General features: G+C 44.3%; 21 protein-coding genes, 2 pseudogenes and 1 riboswitch. Of the genes and pseudogenes, 8 read left to right on the forward strand and 15 right to left on the reverse strand.

The window, feature by feature from the left end; all coding sequences use genetic code 11:
* Positions 1-59: 59 nt before the first annotated feature.
* The 5 genes from ABHC48_RS01545 to ABHC48_RS01565 form a co-directional block, all read right to left on the reverse strand.
* Positions 60-803: an amino acid ABC transporter ATP-binding protein gene (locus tag ABHC48_RS01545; RefSeq protein WP_118583574.1), complete on the reverse strand. Its 744-nt coding sequence runs from the start codon at positions 801-803 to the stop codon at positions 60-62.
* Positions 803-1,594, reverse strand: coding sequence for an amino acid ABC transporter permease (locus ABHC48_RS01550; protein WP_195408907.1), 792 nt, complete (start codon positions 1,592-1,594; stop codon positions 803-805). The genes ABHC48_RS01545 and ABHC48_RS01550 overlap by 1 nt, the downstream gene beginning before the upstream one ends.
* A gap of 129 nt (positions 1,595-1,723) precedes the next feature.
* On the reverse strand, positions 1,724-2,581 hold the full coding sequence (locus ABHC48_RS01555; protein WP_195698881.1) for a transporter substrate-binding domain-containing protein: 858 nt from the start codon (positions 2,579-2,581) through the stop codon (positions 1,724-1,726).
* Positions 2,578-2,682: a glycerate kinase gene (locus ABHC48_RS01560; protein ID WP_295262299.1), complete on the reverse strand. Its 105-nt coding sequence runs from the start codon at positions 2,680-2,682 to the stop codon at positions 2,578-2,580. The genes ABHC48_RS01555 and ABHC48_RS01560 overlap by 4 nt, the downstream gene beginning before the upstream one ends.
* Before the next feature lie 30 nt (positions 2,683-2,712).
* A complete protein-coding gene (locus tag ABHC48_RS01565; RefSeq protein ID WP_173769637.1) occupies positions 2,713-3,852 on the reverse strand; it encodes a helix-turn-helix domain-containing protein in 1,140 nt (379 codons plus the stop codon).
* A gap of 200 nt (positions 3,853-4,052) precedes the next feature.
* On the opposite strand from ABHC48_RS01565, the gene ABHC48_RS01570 reads away from it, so the two are divergent.
* Positions 4,053-5,069 (forward strand): SPFH domain-containing protein, encoded by a 1,017-nt coding sequence (locus ABHC48_RS01570; RefSeq protein ID WP_173719186.1) that lies wholly within the window; start codon positions 4,053-4,055, stop codon positions 5,067-5,069.
* Positions 5,069-5,284 (forward strand): PTS ascorbate transporter subunit IIC, encoded by a 216-nt coding sequence (locus tag ABHC48_RS01575; RefSeq protein ID WP_173719187.1) that lies wholly within the window; start codon positions 5,069-5,071, stop codon positions 5,282-5,284. Before ABHC48_RS01570 ends, ABHC48_RS01575 begins: the two co-directional genes overlap by 1 nt.
* 444 nt (positions 5,285-5,728) lie before the next feature.
* On the opposite strand, the gene ABHC48_RS01580 is transcribed toward ABHC48_RS01575, so the two are convergent.
* The 3 genes from ABHC48_RS01580 to ABHC48_RS01590 form a co-directional block, all read right to left on the reverse strand.
* Positions 5,729-6,223: a hypothetical protein gene (locus tag ABHC48_RS01580; RefSeq protein WP_195698879.1), complete on the reverse strand. Its 495-nt coding sequence runs from the start codon at positions 6,221-6,223 to the stop codon at positions 5,729-5,731.
* A gap of 259 nt (positions 6,224-6,482) precedes the next feature.
* Complete coding sequence (locus ABHC48_RS01585; RefSeq protein WP_118583547.1) at positions 6,483-7,337, reverse strand: alpha/beta hydrolase; 855 nt, start codon at positions 7,335-7,337, stop codon at positions 6,483-6,485.
* A gap of 228 nt (positions 7,338-7,565) precedes the next feature.
* On the reverse strand, positions 7,566-8,450 hold the full coding sequence (locus ABHC48_RS01590) for an AraC family transcriptional regulator (RefSeq protein WP_148463309.1): 885 nt from the start codon (positions 8,448-8,450) through the stop codon (positions 7,566-7,568).
* Positions 8,451-8,870: 420 nt separating this feature from the next.
* On the opposite strand from ABHC48_RS01590, the gene ABHC48_RS01595 reads away from it, so the two are divergent.
* The 4 genes from ABHC48_RS01595 to ABHC48_RS01610 all read left to right on the forward strand — a co-directional run bounded on the left by ABHC48_RS01595 (position 8,871) and on the right by ABHC48_RS01610 (position 14,397).
* Positions 8,871-10,163, forward strand: coding sequence for an extracellular solute-binding protein (locus tag ABHC48_RS01595; RefSeq protein ID WP_195698878.1), 1,293 nt, complete (start codon positions 8,871-8,873; stop codon positions 10,161-10,163).
* A gap of 217 nt (positions 10,164-10,380) precedes the next feature.
* Positions 10,381-11,268, forward strand: a complete 888-nt coding sequence (locus ABHC48_RS01600) for a sugar ABC transporter permease (RefSeq protein WP_118583552.1) — start codon at positions 10,381-10,383, stop codon at positions 11,266-11,268.
* A 12-nt stretch (positions 11,269-11,280) separates the two neighbouring features.
* Entirely contained in the window at positions 11,281-12,135 is an 855-nt protein-coding gene (locus tag ABHC48_RS01605) for a carbohydrate ABC transporter permease (RefSeq protein ID WP_173769643.1), read from the forward strand.
* 99 nt (positions 12,136-12,234) lie between these two features.
* On the forward strand, positions 12,235-14,397 hold the full coding sequence (locus tag ABHC48_RS01610; RefSeq protein ID WP_347505120.1) for a glycoside hydrolase family 3 C-terminal domain-containing protein: 2,163 nt from the start codon (positions 12,235-12,237) through the stop codon (positions 14,395-14,397).
* 133 nt (positions 14,398-14,530) lie between these two features.
* On the opposite strand, the gene ABHC48_RS01615 is transcribed toward ABHC48_RS01610, so the two are convergent.
* From ABHC48_RS01615 to ABHC48_RS01625, 3 genes are all read right to left on the reverse strand, one after another.
* Positions 14,531-15,229, reverse strand: coding sequence for an L-ribulose-5-phosphate 4-epimerase (locus ABHC48_RS01615; RefSeq protein ID WP_118583558.1), 699 nt, complete (start codon positions 15,227-15,229; stop codon positions 14,531-14,533).
* A gap of 81 nt (positions 15,230-15,310) precedes the next feature.
* Positions 15,311-16,279 carry a Gfo/Idh/MocA family oxidoreductase gene (locus ABHC48_RS01620; RefSeq protein WP_173716963.1) on the reverse strand — a complete coding sequence of 323 codons (969 nt, stop codon included), beginning with the start codon at positions 16,277-16,279 and terminating at the stop codon, positions 15,311-15,313.
* Positions 16,280-16,401: 122 nt separating this feature from the next.
* On the reverse strand, positions 16,402-17,112 hold the full coding sequence (locus ABHC48_RS01625) for an acyl-ACP thioesterase domain-containing protein (protein ID WP_187565832.1): 711 nt from the start codon (positions 17,110-17,112) through the stop codon (positions 16,402-16,404).
* Between the two features lie 229 nt (positions 17,113-17,341).
* Positions 17,342-17,438: riboswitch (purine riboswitch) on the forward strand.
* A gap of 308 nt (positions 17,439-17,746) precedes the next feature.
* Here ABHC48_RS01625 and ABHC48_RS01630 point away from each other — a divergent pair.
* Positions 17,747-18,895 (forward strand): annotated as a pseudogene (locus ABHC48_RS01630) (amidohydrolase family protein); the annotation flags it as partial.
* Here ABHC48_RS01630 and ABHC48_RS01635 read toward each other — a convergent pair.
* Positions 18,780-19,097 carry a DUF6783 domain-containing protein gene (locus ABHC48_RS01635; protein ID WP_334285138.1) on the reverse strand — a complete coding sequence of 106 codons (318 nt, stop codon included), beginning with the start codon at positions 19,095-19,097 and terminating at the stop codon, positions 18,780-18,782. The pseudogene ABHC48_RS01630 and the gene ABHC48_RS01635 sit on opposite strands and share 116 nt — an antisense overlap.
* Here ABHC48_RS01635 and ABHC48_RS01640 point away from each other — a divergent pair.
* Positions 18,996-19,304, forward strand: coding sequence for a DUF6783 domain-containing protein (locus ABHC48_RS01640; protein WP_334285139.1), 309 nt, complete (start codon positions 18,996-18,998; stop codon positions 19,302-19,304). The genes ABHC48_RS01635 and ABHC48_RS01640 overlap by 102 nt on opposite strands.
* A gap of 335 nt (positions 19,305-19,639) precedes the next feature.
* Here ABHC48_RS01640 and ABHC48_RS01645 read toward each other — a convergent pair.
* The 3 genes and pseudogenes from ABHC48_RS01645 to ABHC48_RS01655 form a co-directional block, all read right to left on the reverse strand.
* Positions 19,640-20,158, reverse strand: a pseudogene (locus ABHC48_RS01645) (GTP-binding protein); the annotation flags it as partial.
* Positions 20,159-20,161: 3 nt separating this feature from the next.
* Positions 20,162-21,475, reverse strand: a complete 1,314-nt coding sequence (locus ABHC48_RS01650) for an ATP-binding protein (protein WP_347505121.1) — start codon at positions 21,473-21,475, stop codon at positions 20,162-20,164.
* A 6-nt stretch (positions 21,476-21,481) separates the two neighbouring features.
* Positions 21,482-22,888 carry an MATE family efflux transporter gene (locus ABHC48_RS01655; RefSeq protein ID WP_195992616.1) on the reverse strand — a complete coding sequence of 469 codons (1,407 nt, stop codon included), beginning with the start codon at positions 22,886-22,888 and terminating at the stop codon, positions 21,482-21,484.
* Between the last annotated feature and the right edge of the window lie 382 nt (positions 22,889-23,270).

The following is a 23,270-nucleotide window of genomic DNA, read 5'->3' on the forward strand; positions in this document are numbered from 1 at the left end:
AACTTATTGAAGTAAGGATAAAAAATGCAGAATCCCCATCTGCAAAGCGACTTTCCGGCTCATGCATTGCGGAAGCGGCTCAGGAAATCTTTTGTCAGCGGGTCTTTCGGATTCTCAAACAGTTCCTTCGGCGGTCTGTCTTCTACGATAACGCCATTTGCCATGAAGATTACACGCTTGGAAACGTCACGGGCAAATGCCATCTCATGGGTGACGATGATCATGGTCAGGCCTTCGTGTGCAAGGTCTCTCATAACCTCCAGAACCTCGCCTACCATCTGGGGATCCAGCGCGGAGGTTGGCTCGTCGAAAAGAAGAATTTCCGGCTCCATGGCAAGGGCTCTTGCGATTGCCACACGCTGTTTCTGACCTCCGGAAAGCTGTTTGGGTTTGGCGTTGATGTACGGCGCCATACCTACTTTTTCCAGATAATACAAAGCTTTTTTCTCTGCCTCTTCTTTGCTCTTTTTCAAAACCTTTACCTGACCTACGGTGCAGTTTTTCAGAGCAGTCATGTTGTTAAAAAGGTTAAAATTCTGGAACACCATACCTACCTTTGAACGGTATTCCGGAACGTTTACGTTCTTACTGGTGATGTCAGTTCCATGATAATTGATTTCTCCGGTGGATGGAGTTTCCAGCATATTCAGGCAGCGAAGAAGCGTGGATTTACCAGAACCGGACGGTCCGATAATGCACGTCACGTCTCCCGGACTTACGGAAAAATCAATATCTCTCAGTACCTGATTGCTGCCAAATGCTTTTCCCAGATGCTTGACTTCAAGGATTTTTTCACTCATGATCATTTCTCCTCCTTCTTCTTAGGGTAGGAATACAGACCACTTGTGTGAGCCAGTGTATCCGTTGTGGCAAGGTCATAATTCTGCGGACCTTCCATCTTGTGTTCCAGCAGGCGGAGCAGTCTGGAGCATACAAAAGTAAGGATAAAGTACATTACCATAGCGATGGTAAAGGATTCAAAGTAAGTATAATAGGCTCCGGCTACGCCTTTTGTTGTGTAGAAAAGTTCTACAATTCCAATAATGGAAAGAACGCAGGTATCCTTGATATTGATGATCAGGTTGTTGCCAATCTGAGGCATGATGTTGCGCAATGCCTGTGGAAGGATTACGTTCATCATAGTCTGTACATGCGTCATTCCGATTGCTTTTGCAGCTTCTGTCTGACCTTCGTCAACAGAAAGGATTCCGCCTCGGACGGTTTCTGCCATGTAGGCTCCGGTATTGATAGATACTACGAAAAATGCCGCAAACCACATGGACATGTTGATATTGAACAGGTAAGCACTTCCGTAATAGATAAACATGGCCTGTACCATCATTGGGGTGCCGCGGAAAAATTCCACGTAGCATGCCATAATAAATTTGAAAAATCCAACCAGTGTCTTTTTAACGGCGGAGTCTCTTTTATCTACAGGAATTGTTTGAATAATTCCAACTATAAAGCCAATAAGGCACCCTAAAAAGGTGCCTACAATGGCTATGATCATTGTATTTCCGGCTCCTGACAAAAAGGAGGAGCCGTATTGCTGGAGCAGATACTGGATCCGGCCCCAGAAGGTTTCAGGAAGCATATTTTTCTCTCCTATCTCTCTCGACTTTATTTACAAAGACCGTCTGCGAAATATCCTGCAAAGTGAATCTTACAAAATGCAGGAATGATTTTTCAAACAGACTCAAATGCAGCGAAATCACTGTAACCCTTACTCTGACAGCGGCTGTACGGAAATTGCTTCGTCCATCATTTCTTTGTAATCATCCTCTGTCATTTTATCCAGTACGCTGTTCAGGGCATCCAGAAGCTCTGTATTGCCTTTCTGTACGGAAATACCAATGTTGATATCCTCATCTGATACCTCAAAATCTCCGTCTGTGCCAGAGAAATCAAGAAGTTTGAAATCCGGGTAAGCTACGCAGGCAGCCATTCCGGTAGGCATATCAGTTACAACAGCGTCACATTTTCCAGATTCCAGGGCAACCAGCATGGCAGGCGCACTTTCCTGTGCAGGAAGAATGTTTGCGACCTCAATCTGCGGCAGGCAGGAATCATACCAGATAGTGTTCTGCTGGGAAGTACAGGTAACGCCCTTCAGATCTGCCACACTTTTTGCATCTGCATAATCGCCGTCGCTTTTTACCAGGGTAATAATGGATGCATAGTAGTATGGCTCTGTGAAATCTACCATCTGCTGACGTTCGGATGTAATGGACTGACCTGCGATTACGCAGTCAACTTTTCCAGACTGGACAGCCGGTACCAGGGAATCCCAGTCCAGTTTCACGATTTCCAGATCGTATCCCAGCTCGTCACAGATTTTTTTCGCCATCATAACGTCGTAACCATATGCATAATCTGAGCTTCCAGAAATGGGAACGGCTCCGTTGGAATCATCTGGCTGTGTCCAGTTGTATGGTGCATAGCTGCACTCCATTGCTACCTTTAATGTTTTCTTCTCTTCTGCCTGTACCATTGTAAGTCCAAGTCCCGGCATTGCTGTCACGGTAACAGCTGCTGCCATAAGACCACTTGTCATTTTTCTCCATAAATAGCTCTTCTTCATGCTTCCGAATATACTTTCCGAATGCCTGCTGCGGCAGCTTCACCCGCTTCTATAGAACTCATGCTCCCTTTGAATGAATCAATTGCAATTACTACTTTCATGTTCTTTTCTCCCGTTTTTTCAAATACGATCTACCCTTCTATTTTTTCACTCCACAAATCCATTCCAATTGCAGAACTTCCTTCTTTTATCGTAATTTTATAATCAGAATCCACCTGAATATCATAGCCATATATGCTTTCTTTTCCCACTTCTGCGTCTTTTTGATCTGCATAATAGGAAAAACCTACACGGTAGATATCCGGATGCAGATCAATCTGAACATAACTATATCCCCGTATCCAGTCTTCTTCAAGATTTTTTTCATTGAGCAACAGCTGTGTTGCGTACTGTTCTGCCACATCCCCCTTGCTGGTTCCCATGGCATTTTCTATGGACCTGGCAGCAAAGCCATGTAAAGTCCACGCCGTTATCAAAATCTCCAGAACCACCACAACAGCAATAAGTACCGGGTTCTTTTTTTCCTTGCACATTCTCTTTACTGCAAATCCAAATGCGTATATCACAATCGCCAGATTCACCAGACATGTGATGAGACTTGCTTCCTGTCTATGTTGTTCCCAGAATCCGTCAGGAACCAGGAAAGAACATATTGTGAAAAATATGCCGGTCAGAGTGATTGTAAAAAATCCATAAATTCTTTTGCTTTCCTTATCTTCCCGATTCACCCACAGATAATATCCACTCACAGCAGCTCCCGCGCCAAGAAGCCCGGCAAATAACGCACCGCCAAGGTTTGCATGACCAGAGAATTTAAACACAGCCACAATGAGCAGAATTACCGGTATCGCAAGATAGCCTGCGATTTTATCCTGATGCTGTTGCTGTTTTCGTATTTCTTCCATTGATTGCATCATCTCAGTCACCTCTGCAGACGTGTATTTTTTCTCTGCTTTCTCTCTCTTTTCTGCCATCCCGTTTTTTTCTGCTGCTTCATTCATTTCTACTGTCCCATCTTTTTCTGCTGCCTCATCTTTTTTCACGTTAGCCCCTTCGGTTGTCTGCATTTCTGATCGCATCAGCTCCAAAAGCGATACATCCAGTGCCTCAGCCAATGGTTCCATTGTATTAATATCCGGAAATCCAAGTCCCCGCTCCCAACGGCTGACCGCCTTATCCGTCACTCCGACTTTTCCGGCAAGATCGGCCTGTGTCATATGATGCTCTTTTCTTCTTTCCGAAATAAATGCCCCAAACCTTTTTGTGTCCACTATATGATATCCTCCATAATTCTTTTGCGTTACTCTCTTATATACACTAAAATGTGGATTTTCGTCAATCGACGATTTGTTTACCTGGAAAAAAACGAAAAATTTTCTATAACTCTCTTGTATGTATTGACATTTTGATATCTAAATGATATCATATTTATATCTCGTAAAAGATAATTTTCATTATCAGGAGGATTGCTATGAAAGAAAAAGTTTTGGACAACAAGAAAAATGGTATGGGAATGATGGTGCTGTTTATTCTGCTCTATGCCGTGGCCGCAGCCGCTGTAATATTCGGCGCAGCCTTCGAACAGATTCCCCTTATGGTCATCGGTATCATCTGGGCTTCACTTGGATGGATCCCGTTCCTTGGCCTTAAAGTGCTGAAGCCGCAGGAAGCCCTTGTACTCACCTTATTCGGCAAATATGTGGGAACTTTAAAGAATGACGGTTTCTATTGGGTAAATCCTTTTTGTACAGCTGTAAACCCGGCTGCAAAGACGAGACTGAACCAGAGCGGTGACGTAGATGGAGGAAATGCCGCCAAATCCGTTCTCACACTGGCCACCGGAACTTCCGCTTCCACAAGCAGTACATATGTAAACAAAAAGATTTCCCTGAAGATCATGACCTTAAATAACAACCGTCAGAAGATCAACGACTGCCTGGGAAATCCGGTAGAAATCGGAATTGCCGTTATGTGGCGTGTAACAGATACTGCGAAAGCTGTTTTCAACGTAGATAACTATAAGGAATATCTTTCCTTGCAGTGTGACAGCGCGCTACGAAATATCGTGAGAATTTACCCTTATGACGTAGCACCCAATGTAGATACCACTGGGGATGGTGTAGCAGATGAGGGAAGTCTTCGCGGTTCCAGTGAAATCGTAGCCGGACGCATCCGTGATGAAATCCAGCAGAAAGTAGCAGATGCCGGTCTGGAAATTATTGAAGCCCGCATCACCTACCTTGCTTATGCACCTGAGATTGCAGCGGTTATGCTGCAGAGACAGCAGGCTTCCGCTATCATCGACGCAAGAAAGATGATCGTAGACGGTGCTGTTGGTATGGTAGAAATGGCATTAGAGCGATTGAATGAAAACAATGTGGTAGAACTTGACGAGGAGCGGAAGGCTGCCATGGTTTCCAATCTTCTCGTAGTGCTGTGCGGCAATCACGATGCCCAGCCGGTGGTTAATTCCGGCAGTCTGTACTAATGGCTGAAACCAGAGATACCCGGCCTAAGAAACAGATCCCGCTCAGGCTTTCTGCCAAGCTTTATGACCAGATTGCAGCCTGGGCGGAGGATGATTTCCGCTCCGTAAACGGGCAGATTGAATATCTGCTCACCGAATGTGTCCGCCAGCGCAAGAAAAATGGGAAATACGTTTCCGACACGATGGATAAACCGCCGGAACTGGATATCTCATGATTTCCAGCATAAAAAGCCCTTCTACTTGCCAAACCCACTATCGACAATTATAAAACAATACAAATTTTTCACATTTTAAACAAATCAGGGAGTACAGATGTTATAACAACAGTGCTGTACTCCCCGCTTTTATCTATTCGTGCACAGAGGGTAATGACTTTCTGAATGCTCTGAACACCAATTCTGTTTTGTATGGTATTTAACGCTTATAATTATAATTGTTAAGCTTATTTTCTTCGTTCTTTGTGTTAATTTATCTTTTGTATTTTAGTATTTCTATAATTCTATAAAATGATATATTACTTGCAATTTGCTTTCTCTATATGTATTTTTCTGTTTCGTTTTTCTATTTTGTTTTTCTATTACGTTTTTCTGATGCATTTTATATTTCATTTTTTTGAGAGTATTTCTACAGCCATTCTTATGTATGAATGGTTCTGTCAATCACATACACAGCCTCTGCTTTATCGCGGTGATGTCTTTCTCATGTTTGTTCACGTAAAATAAAAGTCTTTCCTGCGTTTCCCATCTCTTTTGTTGTTCTTCCAGCTTTTGTAAAAGATTGGAATGATTCTCTGCTACAACCTGAAGCTTCCAGTCTGTAGTGTTCTCCACATGAAGCCAGAGTTCTTTTACACTTCTTTGCAATTCTGATACTGATGCATCCAATTCACATACATGCTTGTCTACGCTGCGCAAGTTCGCTTCCAGATTCTCAAAGCGCCTCTTGGTTTCGCTTTCGAAGTTGTCAACGCGAGTTTCTAAGCTGTCAAAGCGGCTTTCCAAATTATCGAAGCGGCTTTCCAACTTGTCGAAGCGGCTTTCCAAATTATCGAAACGGCTTTCCAAATTATCGAAACGGCTTTCCAAATTCCCAATCCGTGTCTCAATGGGCACCAGCAATCCTGCAATCGCCTGTAGATCTTCTTTCGTCAACATTTCTTTCACCTCCCGTATATTTAAGATAAAAAAAGTATATCAGCAAAATAATGTAAAAACAATACTTGAAGTACATTTTGTTCTGTGCTATAATCACGCCACGCATGATTTGCAGCAACACATTTCAGAACAGGAAAAAAGTCCACTGTCTGGGAATCCCCAAGGCAACGGACTTTAAAGCTTCTACTCACCTAATCTATATTTTCTATTACTTTCATATTCTTACCAACTGTGGAAATTTCACCAACACCCCATCTTTTTATTCCCAAGGTGCCTTTACGACTTCCTTCGCTTCAAACAGGTGCTTCATCCAGTCACCGGCAAGCTGAATCCAGCTCTCACATTCTGCCTGGATTCCATAGCCATTGGGGCATGCTGTTTCTGCAGTGGCAAGTCCCAGACCATGACTGCCCACTGGATAAATATGCAATTCTGCCGGAATATCCAGAGCGTGAAGTGCCTGGAAAAACAGCAGGGAGTTCTCTACCGGTACAGTATCATCCGGTGCTGTATGCCACAGGAAAGTCGACGGGGTATCCTTCGTAACATTATATTCCAGGGACAGGAATCTGCGTTTCTCTTCATCTGCATAATCCTCTCCCAGAACGCTTTCAAAAGAACCCTTATGTGCTTTCTCGCCAGAAGTGATTACCGGATAGCTGAGCATAAGCCCATTGGGGCGAAACTTTTCGGAGTCCATGCCCAAAGCTTCTGCAACAAAGGGCTTGTTCCAGAATACACCAAGGCTTGCCGCCAGATGTCCACCAGCAGAAGAACCCTGGACTACGATCTTCTCTGTATCAATATGCCATTTTTCTGCATTTTCACGGAGCATTGCAACTGCTGTAGCCAGCTGAAGAAGCGCCTCCGGGAAACGTGCCGGAGCAACGCTGTAGCGCAAAATCGCAGCATGATAGCCCATTGCCATAAATCTGACAGCAAGAGCTTCTGCCTCTCTGTCAGAAGTCATCTGATAGCCGCCGCCAGGACAGATCAGCACAACCGATCTCTTTCTCTCCGGCTCGATCTCCGGGGAATTATCCAGGAAATATGTAAATAAATTTGCTTTAAACTCAGAATCTTTCAATTGGATTTCTATTTTTTCGTGAATCATTTCGCGAGCCTCCTGTTGTATATATTTCGTTCATTTTATAATGTCAGGAATAACCAGCTTATCCCCTAAAGCATGTTTGGAAAAAAGCTTTCTGTAAGACGTGCGTCACAATTTTGGCGTGCAGTTTGCAATAATGCTTTTTCAAACAGGCTCTAATGCCATAATAATTTTCTTCCTATAAGAAATCAATACCTAAATAAAATTGACACCTGCTATTTCAAACACGCTCTAGTTCCCCATCTTCGTCCTGTCATACATCTCCCTGAACTCCGTAGGCGTACAATTATTCATCAGCTTAAACATCCTAAGAAACGCCGACAGACTGGAAAAGCCTGACTTAAATGCCACCTCCGTCACACTCACTCCCGGATCCTGCAGCAACGTTTTTGCAAATTCAATTCTCTTCTGATTCAAATACTTATAAAACGTAGAATCTGTATACTGCTTAAACAACCTGGAAAAATGATACTTACTGAATCCTGCCTGGGAAGCCACTCCCTCCAGGCTCAAATCTTCCGCAAAATGATTGTTAATATAATCTGTAACCAGGATAAACTTCTCCACATATTCCTTCTGCCTGCTGTTTGCTCCGTTTTCTTTCTGCTGTCCCGCTACAGTATGTGCATTTACACGCTGTCTTCCAACGCATGTAAGAATCTCAAGGAATTTCGAAATAATCATAGTTTCCAGATAGGGAGACTCACCGAAATATTCCTCTTTGATTTCCAGCATAAGCGTTTTTACTTTTTCATAAATCTGCGGATACCCCTCCGGTGTAATCAAAGTAGCCGGGGTTATAATCATAGTAAGCAAGTTCAGCTCCTTGGTAGAAATATTGTTCAGACACGGCTGAAAAATAATCCGCTCTCCGCTTTCCGGAGCAAAAAGCTCATGAAGCATACACGGACCGATAATCAGCACATCCCCCTCACGCAGATTGTATTCCTTTCCACCGCACAGTGCCTTATAGCCATTTACGATTGGCATAAGTACCTCGAAGGAGGTATGCCAGTGCGGTGGGTAATTCTCGTATTCATCATTATAATAGAGACAAACCTGCTCATCCTCCCGGAAATCTACTGTTTCATGTATTCCACTAAGCTTATGTATCATTTCCCCATGCTCCTTCCCTGTATATTCTTATTATAATGCTCCTGAGTTTCACCCTTTTACCAGAGCATGTTTGAATTTTCCCAACATATATCATTTTCCGACGGTCAGTATCAAATATTGTCATTCAGTTCTCAAATATTGCGTTTTTCAATATGTTTGTATTGTATCAAATATTGCTTTTTTTATCAATATATAGCCAAATTTATATTTTAAATCTAAATAAGTATCGTTTATCTTTGTCTATATTGCATAATTTTCTATGTTTTAAATTATATACTTTGACATGTACTTGTTTTTGTACAATTTTAGATAGCAATAATTGATAGTAAACAAACAAGAATTAGAAAGAAAACCCAGGCAATCTCTGCTATAGTAAGAATTACCAAATACGAGATCTAAATTTTTAAAAGGAGGTTCAATATGAACAAGAAACGAGCACTTTCAATATTAGTAGCTGCAGCAATGGCAGCTGGAACACTGGTTACATCTGTACCGGTTTATGCTGATGATGTTGAAGAAATCACATGGATGTTCTGGGATGACCTGGAAGCTACGGAAGATCTTATTTCCAAAGGTTACAAAGAAGTCATTGATCGTTTCAACGAAGAGTACGATGGCAAATATCACGTAACTCCGATCACCACCAACCTGGAAGAGTATGATGGCAAGCTGAACGCACTGATCGCAGCCGGACAGACACCGGACGTTTACATCTGTAACCCTGGTCCAAACATGGACGTATATGTAAATGCAGGCGCAGCAGCTGATCTTACCGATATCCTTGAGAATCAGGAAGCAGACTGGTACGCATCCTTTACAGATGGTATCTTCGAAAGAATGACCTATGACGGAAAGATCATGGCAGTTCCTACCAACTTCGCAGCAGCCTGCGTTTACTACAACACCGAGATGTTTGCAGATGCTGGCGTAGAAGTTCCTACCACATACGACGAACTGATTGCTGCATGCCAGAAGCTTCAGGATGCCGGCTACACACCAATCTCCTGCTCCGCTGGTACCGCATGGTGCTTATCCATGATCGCCGGTTATCTGTGTGACCGTCAAGGCGTTGACCTTGCAGCTATCGCAGACCATACCGCTAACTGGACAGACGAGAACTGTATCGAAGCAGGCACCAAGTTAAAAGACCTTTCCCAGTATTTCCAGGCTACAGCAGCCGGAGATTCCAACGACCAGGCTACAGCAGCTTTCTATAACGGCGAAGCAGCTATGCTGGTTCAGGGTTCCTGGGCAATCGCACAGATCAATGGTAACAACCCGGATTTCGAGTCCAAATGTGGTGTATTCCAGTTCCCTGGAATCGACGGTGCAAATGACCCGAACCGTATGATTGTTAAGACTGATAACCTTCTTATGAGCTCCACAACAGAGCATCAGGACGCAGCTATCGCTCTTATGAAAATGTTCACAGACGAGACAGCTCAGAAATACACAGCAGAAGTCGGCGGCAAATTCCCAATCGTCAAAGACCTTGAGATCGACTATGACAAAGCTCCTGCACAGCTGAAATATGTTCAGGATATCATGGCCAAAGCAACTGGTACATTCGGATTCTACAATGAGTCCCTTGCATCTGTAGAAGCTGGTGACTGCTTTGATAACGCAATGGTTGACATCTTCCTTGGAAACCAGACACCTGAAGAAGCATTCCAGACCGTACAGACATTCTATGAGGAGAACGTTTGGGAATAAATCCTCCCTTATAAAAATAAGTTATAAACCCAGGCACATGGCTGCCGCGGAACGGACTAAGGCATGTTCCGCGGCAGTCTTTTTACTAAAAAGGTTATCGCCAGTCAGCGAGCCCACCAAAATCAATACAATACTCATGCAGACAACGGCTTATTCTTTGCTATCATTCGGTTTTCTTTAGTAGTAAAACCGCACACATTTGACGGAAGGAGATATTATGGATAAAATTCTGCGCGACAAAAAAGCCATTTTCGTATTTATCGCCCCGGCGCTGATCATGTTCCTTCTGGTCCTGATCATCCCGACGATACAAATGGTTTACTACTCACTCTGCGATTACGCAGCACTTACACCCCCTGAATTTGTGGGATTAAAAAACTATAAGAAACTGTTTTTCGGTGACGCCACATTCCGTATTGCCCTGAAAAACTCCATCTTTTTCATGATCTTTTCAGCAGTCACACAGCAGATCTTCGGTCTTTTACTTGCTGTTATGCTCACCAACATCCCGAAAGGCCGTAACATTTTCAAGAACATTTATTATCTTCCATGCGTACTTTCCTCCGCAGCACTTGGACTTCTCTGGTCTTTCCTTTTCAATCCGAGAATCGGTATCAACAATCTTCTTGCCAAATTCGGCATTGAAGGACCTCTGTGGCTGATGGACTCTACCGGATTTATTGTACTTCCCATGTGGGTTATCGCATTTGTTGCCCTGTGGCAGTACCTTGGTCAGAACATGATGCTTTATATGGCACAGATCACCGGAATTTCCCGTGACATTTATGAAGCTTCCTATATAGACGGTGCGTCAAAGGTAAAAGCATTCCGCTACATTACCCTTCCGCTGATCAAACCAATGATGATCACATCACTTTCCCTGAACTGTATCGGTTCTCTGAAGTTCTTCGACCTGGTTTACAACATGACTCAGGGTGGTCCGAACCACAGAACAGAAGTCCTTGCAACTGAACTTTATGCAGAAGGTTTCAACTATTTCAAATACGGCTACGCCAGCGCCATTTCCGTAGTTCTCCTGGTGCTCTGCCTGCTTGTAACCCTTCTGGTAAAGAAAGTCATCAAAGTTGAAACTTACGAGTCATAAGGAGGTGGGAAAATGAGCAACGTAAAAGTAAAAGCTCCGAAAAAGCCGGTAAAACCGGTAATCGTAGTGATTTATATCCTGCTGGTGATCCTGGCAGTTATTTATCTGGCTCCGCTTCTGTGGATGCTGTCCGTATCTCTGAAAGATAACGCTGGTGTTATGTCCGCACCATTTTCCCTGCCAGAGGTATTTCATTTTGAAAACTATGCGCAGGCATGGCAGATGGGAAAACTTGGCACCGCCCTTATAAACTCTGTCATCGTCTGCGGCGCTACCCTGATTGTCAGTCTTTTCTTCGGCGCTATGGCAGCTTTTGCCATCGCCAGAATGCGCTGGAAATTATCGGAATTCATGCACACCTTCTTCCTCATCGGAATGATGGTTCCAGTACATTGTGTTCTGATTCCTCTTTTTGTAAGATTTGCGAAACTTGGTCTTACCAATTCCCAGGGCGGATTGATGATTCCTTATATTACCTTCTCCCTGCCAATGACCATTTTCCTGCTTACCGGATTTTTCCGTTCCATGCCAGGAGAAATGTTCGAGGCTGCTGCCATTGACGGCTGCGGAATCTACGGATGCTTTTTCCGGATCGCACTGCCACTTTGCAGAACCGGTTTCTTCGTATCCGGTCTGATGACCTTCATCAACAACTGGAACGAGCTGCTTCTTGCCATGGTATTTATCTCTGATCCTATGAAAAAGACACTGCCGGTTACACTGACCTATTTCGTTGGTCCTTACGCAACCAACTATGTGCAGATGTTTGCTGCGATCATTATCGCAATCGCACCTACCGTTGTTGTTTACTCACTGTTCAGTAACCAGATCGTAGAAGGTCTTACCACAGGTGCAGTAAAAGGATGATATGCAGCCCGAAAACTCACACTCGCTTTACAACGTAACCTGCTATTTGTGGGTCACAAACCTTATATGGCTCAATGTTTTGCAACAAGGAGAAACATTATGGATAGAAAAAAGGCTAGAAAAAAAGCGACCGAACTGGTCAGCCAGATGACCTTAGCGGAAAAAGCAAGTCAGCTACGCTATGACGCACCTGCAATCAAGCGGCTTGGCATCCCCGCCTACAACTGGTGGAATGAAGCGCTCCACGGAGTTGCCCGCGCCGGACAGGCCACAATTTTCCCGCAGGCAATTGGACTTGGCGCCACTTTTGACACCGAACTTCTGGGACAGATTGCAGATACCATTGCTACCGAAGGTCGTGCCAAATACAATGCATATTCCCAGGAAGAAGACCGTGACATTTACAAAGGTCTTACCTTCTGGTCGCCAAACGTAAATATTTTCCGTGATCCAAGATGGGGACGGGGACATGAAACTTACGGTGAAGATCCTTACCTTACGAAAGAGTTGGGAGTCTCTTTTGTAAAAGGGCTCCAGGGCGATGGCAAAGTTATGAAAGCCGCTGCCTGCGCCAAGCACTTTGCAGTCCATTCCGGTCCGGAGGCCATCCGCCATGAATTTGACGCAATCGCAACTCCGAAGGATATGGAAGAAACTTACCTCCCAGCATTTGAAGCTTTAACCAGAGAAGCGGACGTGGAAGGCTTCATGGGTGCCTACAATCGCACCAACGGAGAGCCTTGCTGCGGAAGTCCTTCCCTTCAGAAAATACTTCGCGGCGACTGGGGCTTCCAGGGATATTTCGTTTCCGACTGCTGGGCCATCAAGGATTTCCACGAGCATCATATGGTAACCAGCACCCCGGCAGAGTCGGCTGCATTAGCACTGAACAATGGCTGCGATCTGAACTGCGGAAACACTTATCTTCACATTTTGAAAGCTTATGAAAAAGGACTGATCTCCGAGGATACCATCACGGAATCCGCCATCCGCCTTTTCACTACCAGATATCTGCTGGGATTATTTGAAGAAACAGAATACGACAAAATTCCTTATTCTGAGGTGGAGTCACCTGCCCATCTGGCACTTTCCCAAAAGGCTGCTGAAGAAAGCTTTGTACTTCTGAAAAACAATGGGATCCTGCCTTTGAACAAAGAGAAGATCAAAACAGTTGGAATCGTTGGACCAAATGCAGACAGCCGTAAGGCTCTGGTAGGCAATTATCACGGTACAGCTTCCCGCTACTGCACGATCCAGGAAGGTATTCAGGATTACCTTGGAGATGATGTACGTGTGCTTGCCTCTGTAGGATGTGACCTTTTCCGCGACCGCACCGAGCATCTTGCTTTTACTCAGGACAGACTTGCGGAAGCGAAAATCGTTGCAGAAAACAGCGATATCGTAATTCTCTGCGTGGGGCTTGATGAAACACTGGAGGGTGAAGAAGGAGATACCGGAAACAGCTATGCTTCCGGTGACAAAGAGACCTTGCAGCTTCCACAGGTTCAGCTGGATCTGATGGAAGCCATGGCTGAATCCGGCAAACCGGTTGTTCTTTGCTTGATGGCAGGAAGTGACATTGATCTTTCTTATGCAGAAGAACATTTTGATGCAGTGATGGTTCTGTGGTACCCAGGTGCTGAAGGTGGAAAAGCCGCCGCAAGAGTACTGTTCGGAGATGTCTCCCCATCCGGCAAATTACCAGTGACCTTCTACAATACCCTGGAAGAGCTTCCGGATTTTACAGATTATGCCATGAAGGGACGTACTTACCGCTATATGGAGAATAAGGCGCAGTTCCCATTTGGATATGGATTGACTTATGGGAAGGTAGTAGTGACAGATGCAGTTGTCAGTGAAAACAGCGCAGCCGACACAAATGGTACAAGTGTTTCCGGCAAGGCAGGTTTCGAAAGCGGCACTAATACCACAGCAGCACCAGTTACAATCCAGGCCACTGTCACCAACCAGGGCGCAATTGATACCCGGGATGTGGTTCAGGTTTACATAAAGAATGCAGATTCTTCTCTGGCCGTTCCAAACCCGGAGCTTGCTGCTTTCACTCCTGTTTTCCTGAAAGCAGGCGAAACAAAAACCGTCACACTTTCCATTGCTCCAAAGGCCTTCACCGTAGTAGATGAAACTGGAGCAAGAACAGAGGACGGCAGCCACTTCCATATTTACGTTGGCTGTACGCAGCCGGACAAGAGAAGTATGGAACTTGCAGGTGTGAAACCAGTGGAAATTGAATATAGTAAATAATCTTTATAAGGCGAACTACTATCTTAGTTGTTCGTCTTATATTTTTCCTCCTTTAAAAGCATCGAATATTAAGTAACCGCCATTCATACCTATCTCAAGGTACAAACAGCGGTCACGCAATTCATCTCAGTTTTCACTCAATATTTTCCTGTCCATAATAAGCATTTGCACCATGTTTTCTATAGTAATGCTTATCCTGAAGCTCCTGCGGAGCAGGTTTCACATTCGGATTGATCAGCTCGCAGCGGGAAGCCATCTTGGCAACCTCTTCCAGAACTACTGCATTATGCACTGCCTCGTGCGCATCCTTGCCCCATGTGAAAGGACCATGATTCTTGCAAAGAACAGCCGGAACAGCCTCATAATCTCTCTTCTTGAAATAGTCGGCAATGAGAATACCAGTATTCTTCTCATAAGCTTCCGCAATCTCACTCTTATCCAGATTACGGACGCATGGAACCTCACCGTAAATATAATCAGCATGAGTGGTTCCATAGCATGGAATTGCGCGGCCGGCCTGTGCCCAGCTGGTAGCCCAGGAGGAATGAGTATGTACGATTCCACCGATCTTCGGGAAAGCATTGTACAGAACTACATGGGTCGGAGTATCAGATGATGGGTTATATTTACCTTCTACTTTATTACCTTCCAGGTCTACAACTACCATATCTTCCGGTGTCAGTTTCTCATATTCCACACCACTTGGCTTGATTACGAAAAGACCTTTTTCACGATCAATTCCACTTACATTTCCCCAGGTAAAAGTAACCAGGCCGTATTTCGGCAGGTCCATATTTGCTTTGTAAACTTCTTCTTTTAATTTTTCAAGCATAGCTGTATCCTCCTTTTTATACATGCAAATATCTTATATTTTTCATAAAAACTTGTATCTTATAGTTTTCATAAAATTTCATCACTCATAAAGCGGAATCTCATAGCCCCAGGATTTCCTGATTCCATCCATGATCTCCATCACACGCACAGTCTCATCATGAGGCATTTCCGGGCATTCCTTTTCGCCCTGTGCGATTGCTCTGGCGCAGGCCTCAACCTCATACTCATAGCCTGTGATCTGTGCCGGAGGCAAATAAGCTGCAACCTCCTTATGCTCCTTGTCAAACACTGTGATTTTCTCCGGATTATTAATATTCTGCACCTGAATATAACCTTTGGTTCCAAAAATACTTCCCATTCTGTCAGAAATTTCACGGGCACCACACTGCAAGGTAGCCATGCGGTCGCCTTCAAATACCATAGCAATCGTATCCAGCATATCCACACCTTCACGGAAAATAGCAGTTGCCTGTACATCCTTCAACTTATCCCCAAGAACCATGCTTGCGAAATTAATGGTATAAACACCAACATCCAGAAGCGCACCGCCTGCCAGCTCCGGCTTACGGATACGTTCCACCTCACTGATGGCATAGTTCAGATTGGCTGTAACAGCTGTCACCTCACCGATCACACCGCTTGAAATAATATCATCGATCATCTTTCTGGATGGCATATATCTGGTCCAGATTGCCTCTGTGATCAGCAGGTTTTTCTCTTTCGCCAGGGCAAAAAGCTTTCTTGCCTGGTCTGCATTTACAGTAAACGCCTTTTCACAAAGCACATTTTTTCCTGCCTCCAGGCACATCTTTGCATGAAGATAATGATGGGAATGAGGGGTTGCAATATAAACCAGATCCACCTGCGGGTCTGCAAGCATTTCCTCATAAGAGCCATAAGCCTTGGAAAAACCGTATTTCTCGGCAAAAGCCTGCGCCCGTTCAAAGCTTCTGGCTGCCACTGCGTAATTCTCCACATCCTTCATTCCAGCTACTGTTTTCGCCATCTGAACTGCAATTCCTCCAGCTCCAAGTATTCCAATTTTCATTTATGTAAACCGCCTTTCTAATAAAATTTCCTGTTTCGCCATTCTCAACTGACCTCCCTGTATGGAGATATCTCTAAAGCGATACAGTTATTTCGCTCACATGATATTCATATAGTCTCACCTCATGCAGACATAAACTCTACAATCGCATAAGGTTCGCCATTCTCCGTGGAAAGCGCAACCGTAACCTTTCCCATTTCCAGCTTCACTGCCGGATAAAAAACGTCTCCAAGCAGTGCCTGCTTCTTATATTCTGCCCTCATCTGGCGGATTTCAAAGCCTTCTGGCAGATAGTCTGCCCCCATGCGAATATACTGACAATTATTAACATGGTGATGGGTGTCCAGATGATGTTTCTGTATTGCAAAAGACTCCTGAGCTTCCATCCCTTCCGGAAGGGCAATCTTACGTGGCGCATAATCCATCTCCAGCTTTTCATCCAGTTCGTATCCTCTGGTGTCTTCGTCTGTAAGTCTGGCCGGCAGACCGGTCTCTGTATCAATATTGGTCCAGATACTGTTTGCATAGGATAAAAGCTCTCCATCTTCTGTTTTCAGAGTGAAGTTACGCATTCCAAGAAAGCCTTTGAAGCCATATGGCGCCGTTGATGCCACAATCGACTCTCCCAATCCCGGATATCGGTTCACCACAATCTGCCAGGATGACAACACCCAGGCTCTCTGGCGTTCCTCCAGCGCCTTCATTCCCTGCCCTATATTCTCAGATTGAAAGGTGCAGCAATCCTGATAATAATTCTGAATTCCAGGAAGAGTCAGGCAACCATCTTCGCCTATTTCACTGTATCTGACACGGCCTTTAAAACTGTAACTCATGTTATGTCAATCTCCATTCTAGAGCCTGTTTGAAAAATCATTCCCGCAATCTGCACGCCCCACTTTGTGGGAGATTTTGCAGAAAGCCTTTTTCAAACACGCTCTAATTTCTTGTCCGCAAATTTTACTTCATTATATAACAAATCCAGCAATAAAGATATGAAAATGTAGATTTTTTTTGTGAAAATCCCCTTGATTCTGCACCCTTTACCATGTACAATAAAGGTATAAAATAAAAACAGCAAACGCTTATATATGTCCATAATCTGGTTGGACGTTTCTACCAACTACCCTAATAGTTGTCTATAAGCTGCATGCGAAGAGGTATGCAGGTATGGCATTTTCCGGGTGGTTTTTTTATTGCTGAATCAGCCCGAAATCACATTTTGCATGTTTCCGGCAGTACGTTCTCAGCCGCAAACTATCCCGGAGTTTTACTTTGCCTCGCCTCTGGCAGAAAGGATGGTCTGATATGAAAAAAGATTTGTTTGCTTTGAAAGGTACAATTTGTTACAGCAAGAATCAGAAAGAACTTGTTTTTCATGAAAACTCTTATGTAGTCTGTGAAAACAGTCTCTGTGCTGGTATTTTTTCCCAGCTTCCGGCAGAATATAAGGACATTCCGGTAGAAGACATGGGTGATCGACTGATCATCCCAGGATTCACTGACCTTCATCTGCACGCTCCCCAGTACGCTTACCGCGGAACCGGCATGGATCTGGAGCTGCTGGACTGGCTGAACACCATCACTTTCCCACAGGAAGCCAAGTACGCTGACCTGTCCTATGCGAAAAAGGCTTACTCCATTTTCGTGGATGACTTAAAGCACAGCTTCACCACCAGAGCCTGCATTTTCGCCACCTTGCACCGTCCGGCAACGGAGCTTCTCATGGACATGCTGGAGGAAAGCGGCCTGACAACTATGGTTGGAAAAGTAAATATGGATCGCAATGGAGCACCGGAGCTTCAGGAGAAAAGCGCACAGGCTTCTGCACAGGATACACGCCAGTGGCTGGAAGAGATCAAGGGACGTTACGACCACACCTACCCGATCCTAACCCCACGTTTTACCCCATCCTGTACTGATGAGCTGATGACCGAGCTGGGAAAAATCCAGCGGGAATACCACATTCCAATTCAGTCTCATCTGTCTGAAAATTTCGGGGAAATTGCATGGGTAAAGGAGCTTTGTCCCACAAGCAGATTTTATGGGGATGCGTATGATATGTTTGGATTGTTTGGAACGAAACCTGCAGCAAATGAAGAAGTCTCCAATCCTGCTTCTGCAAGCAGCAATACATGCCCTACTATCATGGCCCACTGTGTTCATTCCACAGATGAGGAAATCCAGATGATCAAAGACCAGGGTGTTTACATCGCCCATTGCCCGGAATCCAACACCGACATTGCTTCCGGAATCGCTCCCATCCGCCGTTATCTTGACATGGGACTTCACGTAGGTCTTGGAACTGATGTTGCCGGTGGATTTTCCCTTTCCATGTTCCGCGCAATTGCCGATGCCATCCAGGTTTCCAAGCTCCGCTGGCGCCTGATGGACCAGACCCAGGCCCCGGTTACTCTGGAAGAAGCTTTTTACATGGCCACGATCGGTGGTGGCTCCTTCTTCGGAAAAGTCGGCAGCTTCGAAAAAGGCTATGAATTCGACGCTATGATTCTGGACGACAGCAATATCCGTCATCCTCAGGAAATCTCCACCCGTGACAGACTGGAAAGGCTTGTTTATCTGTCCGACGACCGCAATTTGGTTGGGAAATATGTACAGGGACGGAAAGTAATTTAAATTTCAGATTTTCAAAATTACGCTTTGATATCTTCTTAAATAATGGTAATCTAGAGCGTATTTGAAAAAGGCTTTCTGCAAGATGTGCGTCACAATTTGTGGGAAATTTCGCTCGGATGAGGGCGCCGTAGCGGGCTACGGCAACCGAATTCGGGTGAAATCTCCCGCAAAGTGGGGCGTACAGATTGCGGGAATAATTTTTCAAACACGCTCTAGTCAATATGGCGGTTACTTAATATTCGCTGTCCCCAGATACTCCCGTATCCGCGCCTCATTCATATTCTCCCCGATCACGATCACGACTTCCTGGCCTGCGGAAATGGGCCTTAGGGAAAATTCTTTACGGGTGGCGTTTAATTCCAGCCAGTTATTGTCGGCGGACACTTTCTGAGCGGAGCCCGAATTCATTTTTTCGTTTTCGGTTACCGCGGCAGCATTTTCTTCTAATTTCACAAAGCCCTTAATTCGGAAAACATCCCCACATTCCGGATCATCCAGAATCTGATGCGCTGCTTTCTCCAACTGTGTCTCGGAAATCTTCAGCTCCATAAAATACAATGACTGGAACCCTTCTTTCTCATCAAAACACTGTTTCTCGAAATCTTCCATCACATACCCGCTGTTGAAAATCTTCTGAAAATCCTCATCTGTAAACTTTTCCCAATTCTTATTCAGTATCTCATTTTTCGTAAAACGTCGTTTGCATTTCACGCTTTCCAGTGCGCGATTCAGATGTTTCACAGTTCCACTAATCTCTTCCTCAGATGCCTCCTGGCTCTTGCTCAGAACAATACAACCTGCATCAGCCGCCTCTGAAGCCAGAATATACTCTGCCTGTGGCTGCAGCTTCTCCTCCAGTCTGGCATCCAGAATGGTAATCACATTTCCAATCTGATACCACTTATCCAACGGCTCTTCATAAAGGGCATCGAAAAACTCATCCACATCAAAAATCCCGGAAGGCTCAATGAGAACTCTGTCATATCCGCACATTCCCATTGCGATCAGCTTGGTCTTGAAACGTCTTCTGTGGCAGTCCGCATCACATCCACCTGAAACCATTTCCAGCTCGCAGTTCTCACCTTCCAGATCATGAAGCAGCATCATGTCCACATTCACTGCACCAAAATCATTCTCCAGAATTCCAATATTCTGCCCCTGACTCATCAGCCATGCAGCATATTTCTTTATGAAAGTCGTTTTTCCTGAGCCAAGAAAGCCTGTAATTAAATCAACTTTAACCATTTTTTAATCTTCAACCTCACTTTTCAATATAAAGCTGGCCTGGAACCTGTTGCCGACCGCTTCGAAGCGACTGGCTCCGCCATGTTTTTCGCAAAGTTTTTTCATGGAAAGAATGCCGATTCCTTCCTGTTTGTTTTGCCGTTTTTTTGAGTAAATTTTCCCATTTTCCTGGAATAATATTCCATCAAAAGAATTGTCTACCGTAATCAGAAGCATGCCGTGTTTCTTCTCCGTAGCAACTTCAACAAAGCGTTTTCCCTCATACTGACCGGCGGCAGTCACCGCATTATCCAGGGCATTGCCCAGAATTGTACAAAAATCAGTGTCCGGAACAGCAATATCTTTCAGATAGCAGCATACGGAAAACTCGATATTTTTCGCCCTGGCAATACAGCCGTAATGATAAAGGACGCCGTCTGCCGCAGCGTTTCCTGTATATGGAATTGTTACTTTTCCCATCTCTTCCAGTTCCAGATCATCACAATATCCCCGCAAGCCCTCCATATCATTTTTATCAAGAAAACCTTTAATAGCTGCTACCTGATGACGAAAATTATGGCGTGCTTCACGTTCTGCCAGAACCTGCTCCGTGAGCGCATGATAGTAGCCTTTCTGCTGATCGATCTGCCGGTTCAGTTCTTTTTCATTCAGAAAATGCTGCTGATCATAAGACACCGCAAAGCAAATCAGCAATGTGGCGACGCCGATCAGACATTTACTCAACATTTGGGGAAAAGTGGTAGTGTAGATATCCACTCCTTCTGAAAATATACTGGAAAAAAACATGGCAATAGGAATGAACCATAAGGTCTCCCAATAATTTTGGCATTCAATTTCAAGGAATGGTGTTACTGTATAACGGAGCAGGCTGCTAAGCAGCGGATATAGAAGCGCATACACTACAATTGCAATTGCGCTGGTTTCTGCAATTCCAATCGCATTTCCCTGCATTCCCAAAAGTGAACTGACATAAGCTCCGATTGACAGTGCAATCATGACAATATCTGCCACAATTCCAAATACAAACAAATGCACCTTGGTGTATCCAGGGACAAGCCAGATATTTACAGCAGCCATTACAATACAGAAAGCAATCAGATTTATCTTATAAAACGGCACGTCAATTTCCCGGTAATTTCCCACCCACATGCAGATTCCGAAGTCCACAGCCAGACCAATTGCATAGATTACAGTCAGTCTGATCCTGTCTTTATCTGAGATTTTTTCGTGAAACGGAACAATTCGCAGGATCAGAGTGGGGACATGAGCCAGGATACAGAGAAAACTTACAATTGCGATTATAATTGTATTTTCCATATATTTTTACCTCGTTTTAAAGTCCCCCGAGAGGCGGTCTGCCTCTCCGTTTTTCTTTTCCAGCCTCTTTAATTCCGGCAATATAGTCAGCAGCATTGTAACGAAACAAAGGCTTCCGCCAATTACATTAGATACCGGCTCTGCCAGGAATACTCCGTGAGTTCCCATTTTAAACACGTAGGGAAGCAGGTATGTCAACGGAACTACAATAAAAACTTTTCTCAAAAGCGAGAAGAAAATGGCCTGTTTTTTCTTATTTAAAGACTTGAAAACAGTCTGTCCAATGTACTGCAGATCCATAAAAATAAAGGCTGCAAAGTAGGTTTTCAGTGCCGGAACTGCATCCTTTATCAAGAGCTTATCGGAGCTGAAAATGGCAATCAGATAATCCGGAACAAAGATAATCACGTTCCACATTACTGCTGTATAAACCAGAACCATTACTGCCAGAGTGACCATTGCCTTGCGGACAAGCTTCGGTCTTTTTGCCCCATAATTATAGCTCAGAATAGGTGATGTTCCTTCATTTATAGCATAAATCGGCGTCTCTACCATCTGACGGACACTGGATACGATAGTCATAACAGATATGTAAACATCCCCTCCGGTGACCCCCAGAACATTGTTGCAGCAGATGGTTACCAGGCTGTTTGTCAGCTGCATAATGAAGCCTGCAGTACCAAGACTGACAATGTTTTTTGCATTCTCTTTGCAGCTTTTCAGCTCTGTTTTTTTCAAAAGCCGAGCTTTCATTTCCGCTCTTTTTTCAAGAAAAAGTAGTACATAAGCAGCTGATAGGAACTGGGAAAGAACAGTCGCAATGGCAGCTCCTTTGATTCCGAAACCAAGCACAAAAATGAATAATGGATCCAGGATCAGATTGGCGACTGCACCAATTGCTACAGAAAGCATGCCAGTTGTCGCGTATCCCTGTGCATTGATAAATGGGTTCATTCCTGTGGCGATCATGGATGGAACCGTTCCGATCAGGTAGATCATCATGTAGGGATATGCATAAACCAAAGCATCCTCAGATGCTCCAAAAAGTACCAGCAGAGGTCTTGCAAAAAGCATACCTGTTATCATCAGAATGATCCCGCTTCCGCACACCATAGTAAAGGAAGTATTCATCACCTCTTGCGCTTTCTGGTTGTCTTTCATACCTCTGTTTATAGAAAAAACAGGCGCGCCGCCACTGCCAAACAGATTGGCAAAGGCAGTGATAATCACGATTAACGGGAAACATAAACCGACTGCGCCAAGCGCCGTAGTTCCCACTTCAGGGATTCTGGCTATATAGATTCTGTCTACAATATTATATAAAAGACTGAGTATCTGCGCCACCAGCATGGGGATTGCAGCGCTGAAAATGTTTCTGGTTACCGTGCCATTTTCAAAATCAATTCGTTTCATTTTGTTTCACAACTTTCTTTTTAATTCATATTTTTATAATACTCTTGTTCTGTCAGTACAAATTGTTCCATTTCTTATGGAAATCTGGTAATCTTCGACATTCAGACAGTCCCCATTTTAGAAGGTTGTTTTTATGCAGAATGGGTTACTGCTGCGTAGGGCATCCTGGCCGGAAAGTGTCTTCTAACTCCAGTTTTCCGGTGCCTTTAAGTGTAAAAACTCCTGTCTCATGATATAATTTCTCCTGAAATTGTTTGAACTTTATAGGTTTATTTTGCACATTACGTGGAAAAATGTCAAGAGAAAAGGGACTATAACAGATGAATGTCACTTCATACGCAGCACGCATCTATTACAGTCCCTTATATATTCTCTTGTTACA

This window comes from Ruminococcus sp. 1001136sp1 (assembly GCF_039841815.1).
Taxonomy (GTDB): domain Bacteria; phylum Bacillota; class Clostridia; order Lachnospirales; family Lachnospiraceae; genus Blautia_A; species Blautia_A faecis.

Coding starts and splice junctions, on each gene's coding strand:
- ABHC48_RS01550 (WP_195408907.1), bottom strand. CDS start 1,594: ATGCTTCCTGAAACCTTCTGGGGCCGGATCCAGTATCTGCTCCAGCAA.
- ABHC48_RS01555 (WP_195698881.1), bottom strand. CDS start 2,581: ATGAAGAAGAGCTATTTATGGAGAAAAATGACAAGTGGTCTTATGGCA.
- ABHC48_RS01560 (WP_295262299.1), bottom strand. CDS start 2,682: ATGAAAGTAGTAATTGCAATTGATTCATTCAAAGGGAGCATGAGTTCT.
- ABHC48_RS01570 (WP_173719186.1), top strand. CDS start 4,053: ATGAAAGAAAAAGTTTTGGACAACAAGAAAAATGGTATGGGAATGATG.
- ABHC48_RS01575 (WP_173719187.1), top strand. CDS start 5,069: ATGGCTGAAACCAGAGATACCCGGCCTAAGAAACAGATCCCGCTCAGG.
- ABHC48_RS01580 (WP_195698879.1), bottom strand. CDS start 6,223: ATGTTGACGAAAGAAGATCTACAGGCGATTGCAGGATTGCTGGTGCCC.
- ABHC48_RS01585 (WP_118583547.1), bottom strand. CDS start 7,337: ATGATTCACGAAAAAATAGAAATCCAATTGAAAGATTCTGAGTTTAAA.
- ABHC48_RS01590 (WP_148463309.1), bottom strand. CDS start 8,450: ATGATACATAAGCTTAGTGGAATACATGAAACAGTAGATTTCCGGGAG.
- ABHC48_RS01595 (WP_195698878.1), top strand. CDS start 8,871: ATGAACAAGAAACGAGCACTTTCAATATTAGTAGCTGCAGCAATGGCA.
- ABHC48_RS01600 (WP_118583552.1), top strand. CDS start 10,381: ATGGATAAAATTCTGCGCGACAAAAAAGCCATTTTCGTATTTATCGCC.
- ABHC48_RS01605 (WP_173769643.1), top strand. CDS start 11,281: ATGAGCAACGTAAAAGTAAAAGCTCCGAAAAAGCCGGTAAAACCGGTA.
- ABHC48_RS01610 (WP_347505120.1), top strand. CDS start 12,235: ATGGATAGAAAAAAGGCTAGAAAAAAAGCGACCGAACTGGTCAGCCAG.
- ABHC48_RS01615 (WP_118583558.1), bottom strand. CDS start 15,229: ATGCTTGAAAAATTAAAAGAAGAAGTTTACAAAGCAAATATGGACCTG.
- ABHC48_RS01620 (WP_173716963.1), bottom strand. CDS start 16,279: ATGAAAATTGGAATACTTGGAGCTGGAGGAATTGCAGTTCAGATGGCG.
- ABHC48_RS01625 (WP_187565832.1), bottom strand. CDS start 17,112: ATGAGTTACAGTTTTAAAGGCCGTGTCAGATACAGTGAAATAGGCGAA.
- ABHC48_RS01640 (WP_334285139.1), top strand. CDS start 18,996: ATGTGCGTCACAATTTGTGGGAAATTTCGCTCGGATGAGGGCGCCGTA.
- ABHC48_RS01650 (WP_347505121.1), bottom strand. CDS start 21,475: ATGGAAAATACAATTATAATCGCAATTGTAAGTTTTCTCTGTATCCTG.
- ABHC48_RS01655 (WP_195992616.1), bottom strand. CDS start 22,888: ATGAAACGAATTGATTTTGAAAATGGCACGGTAACCAGAAACATTTTC.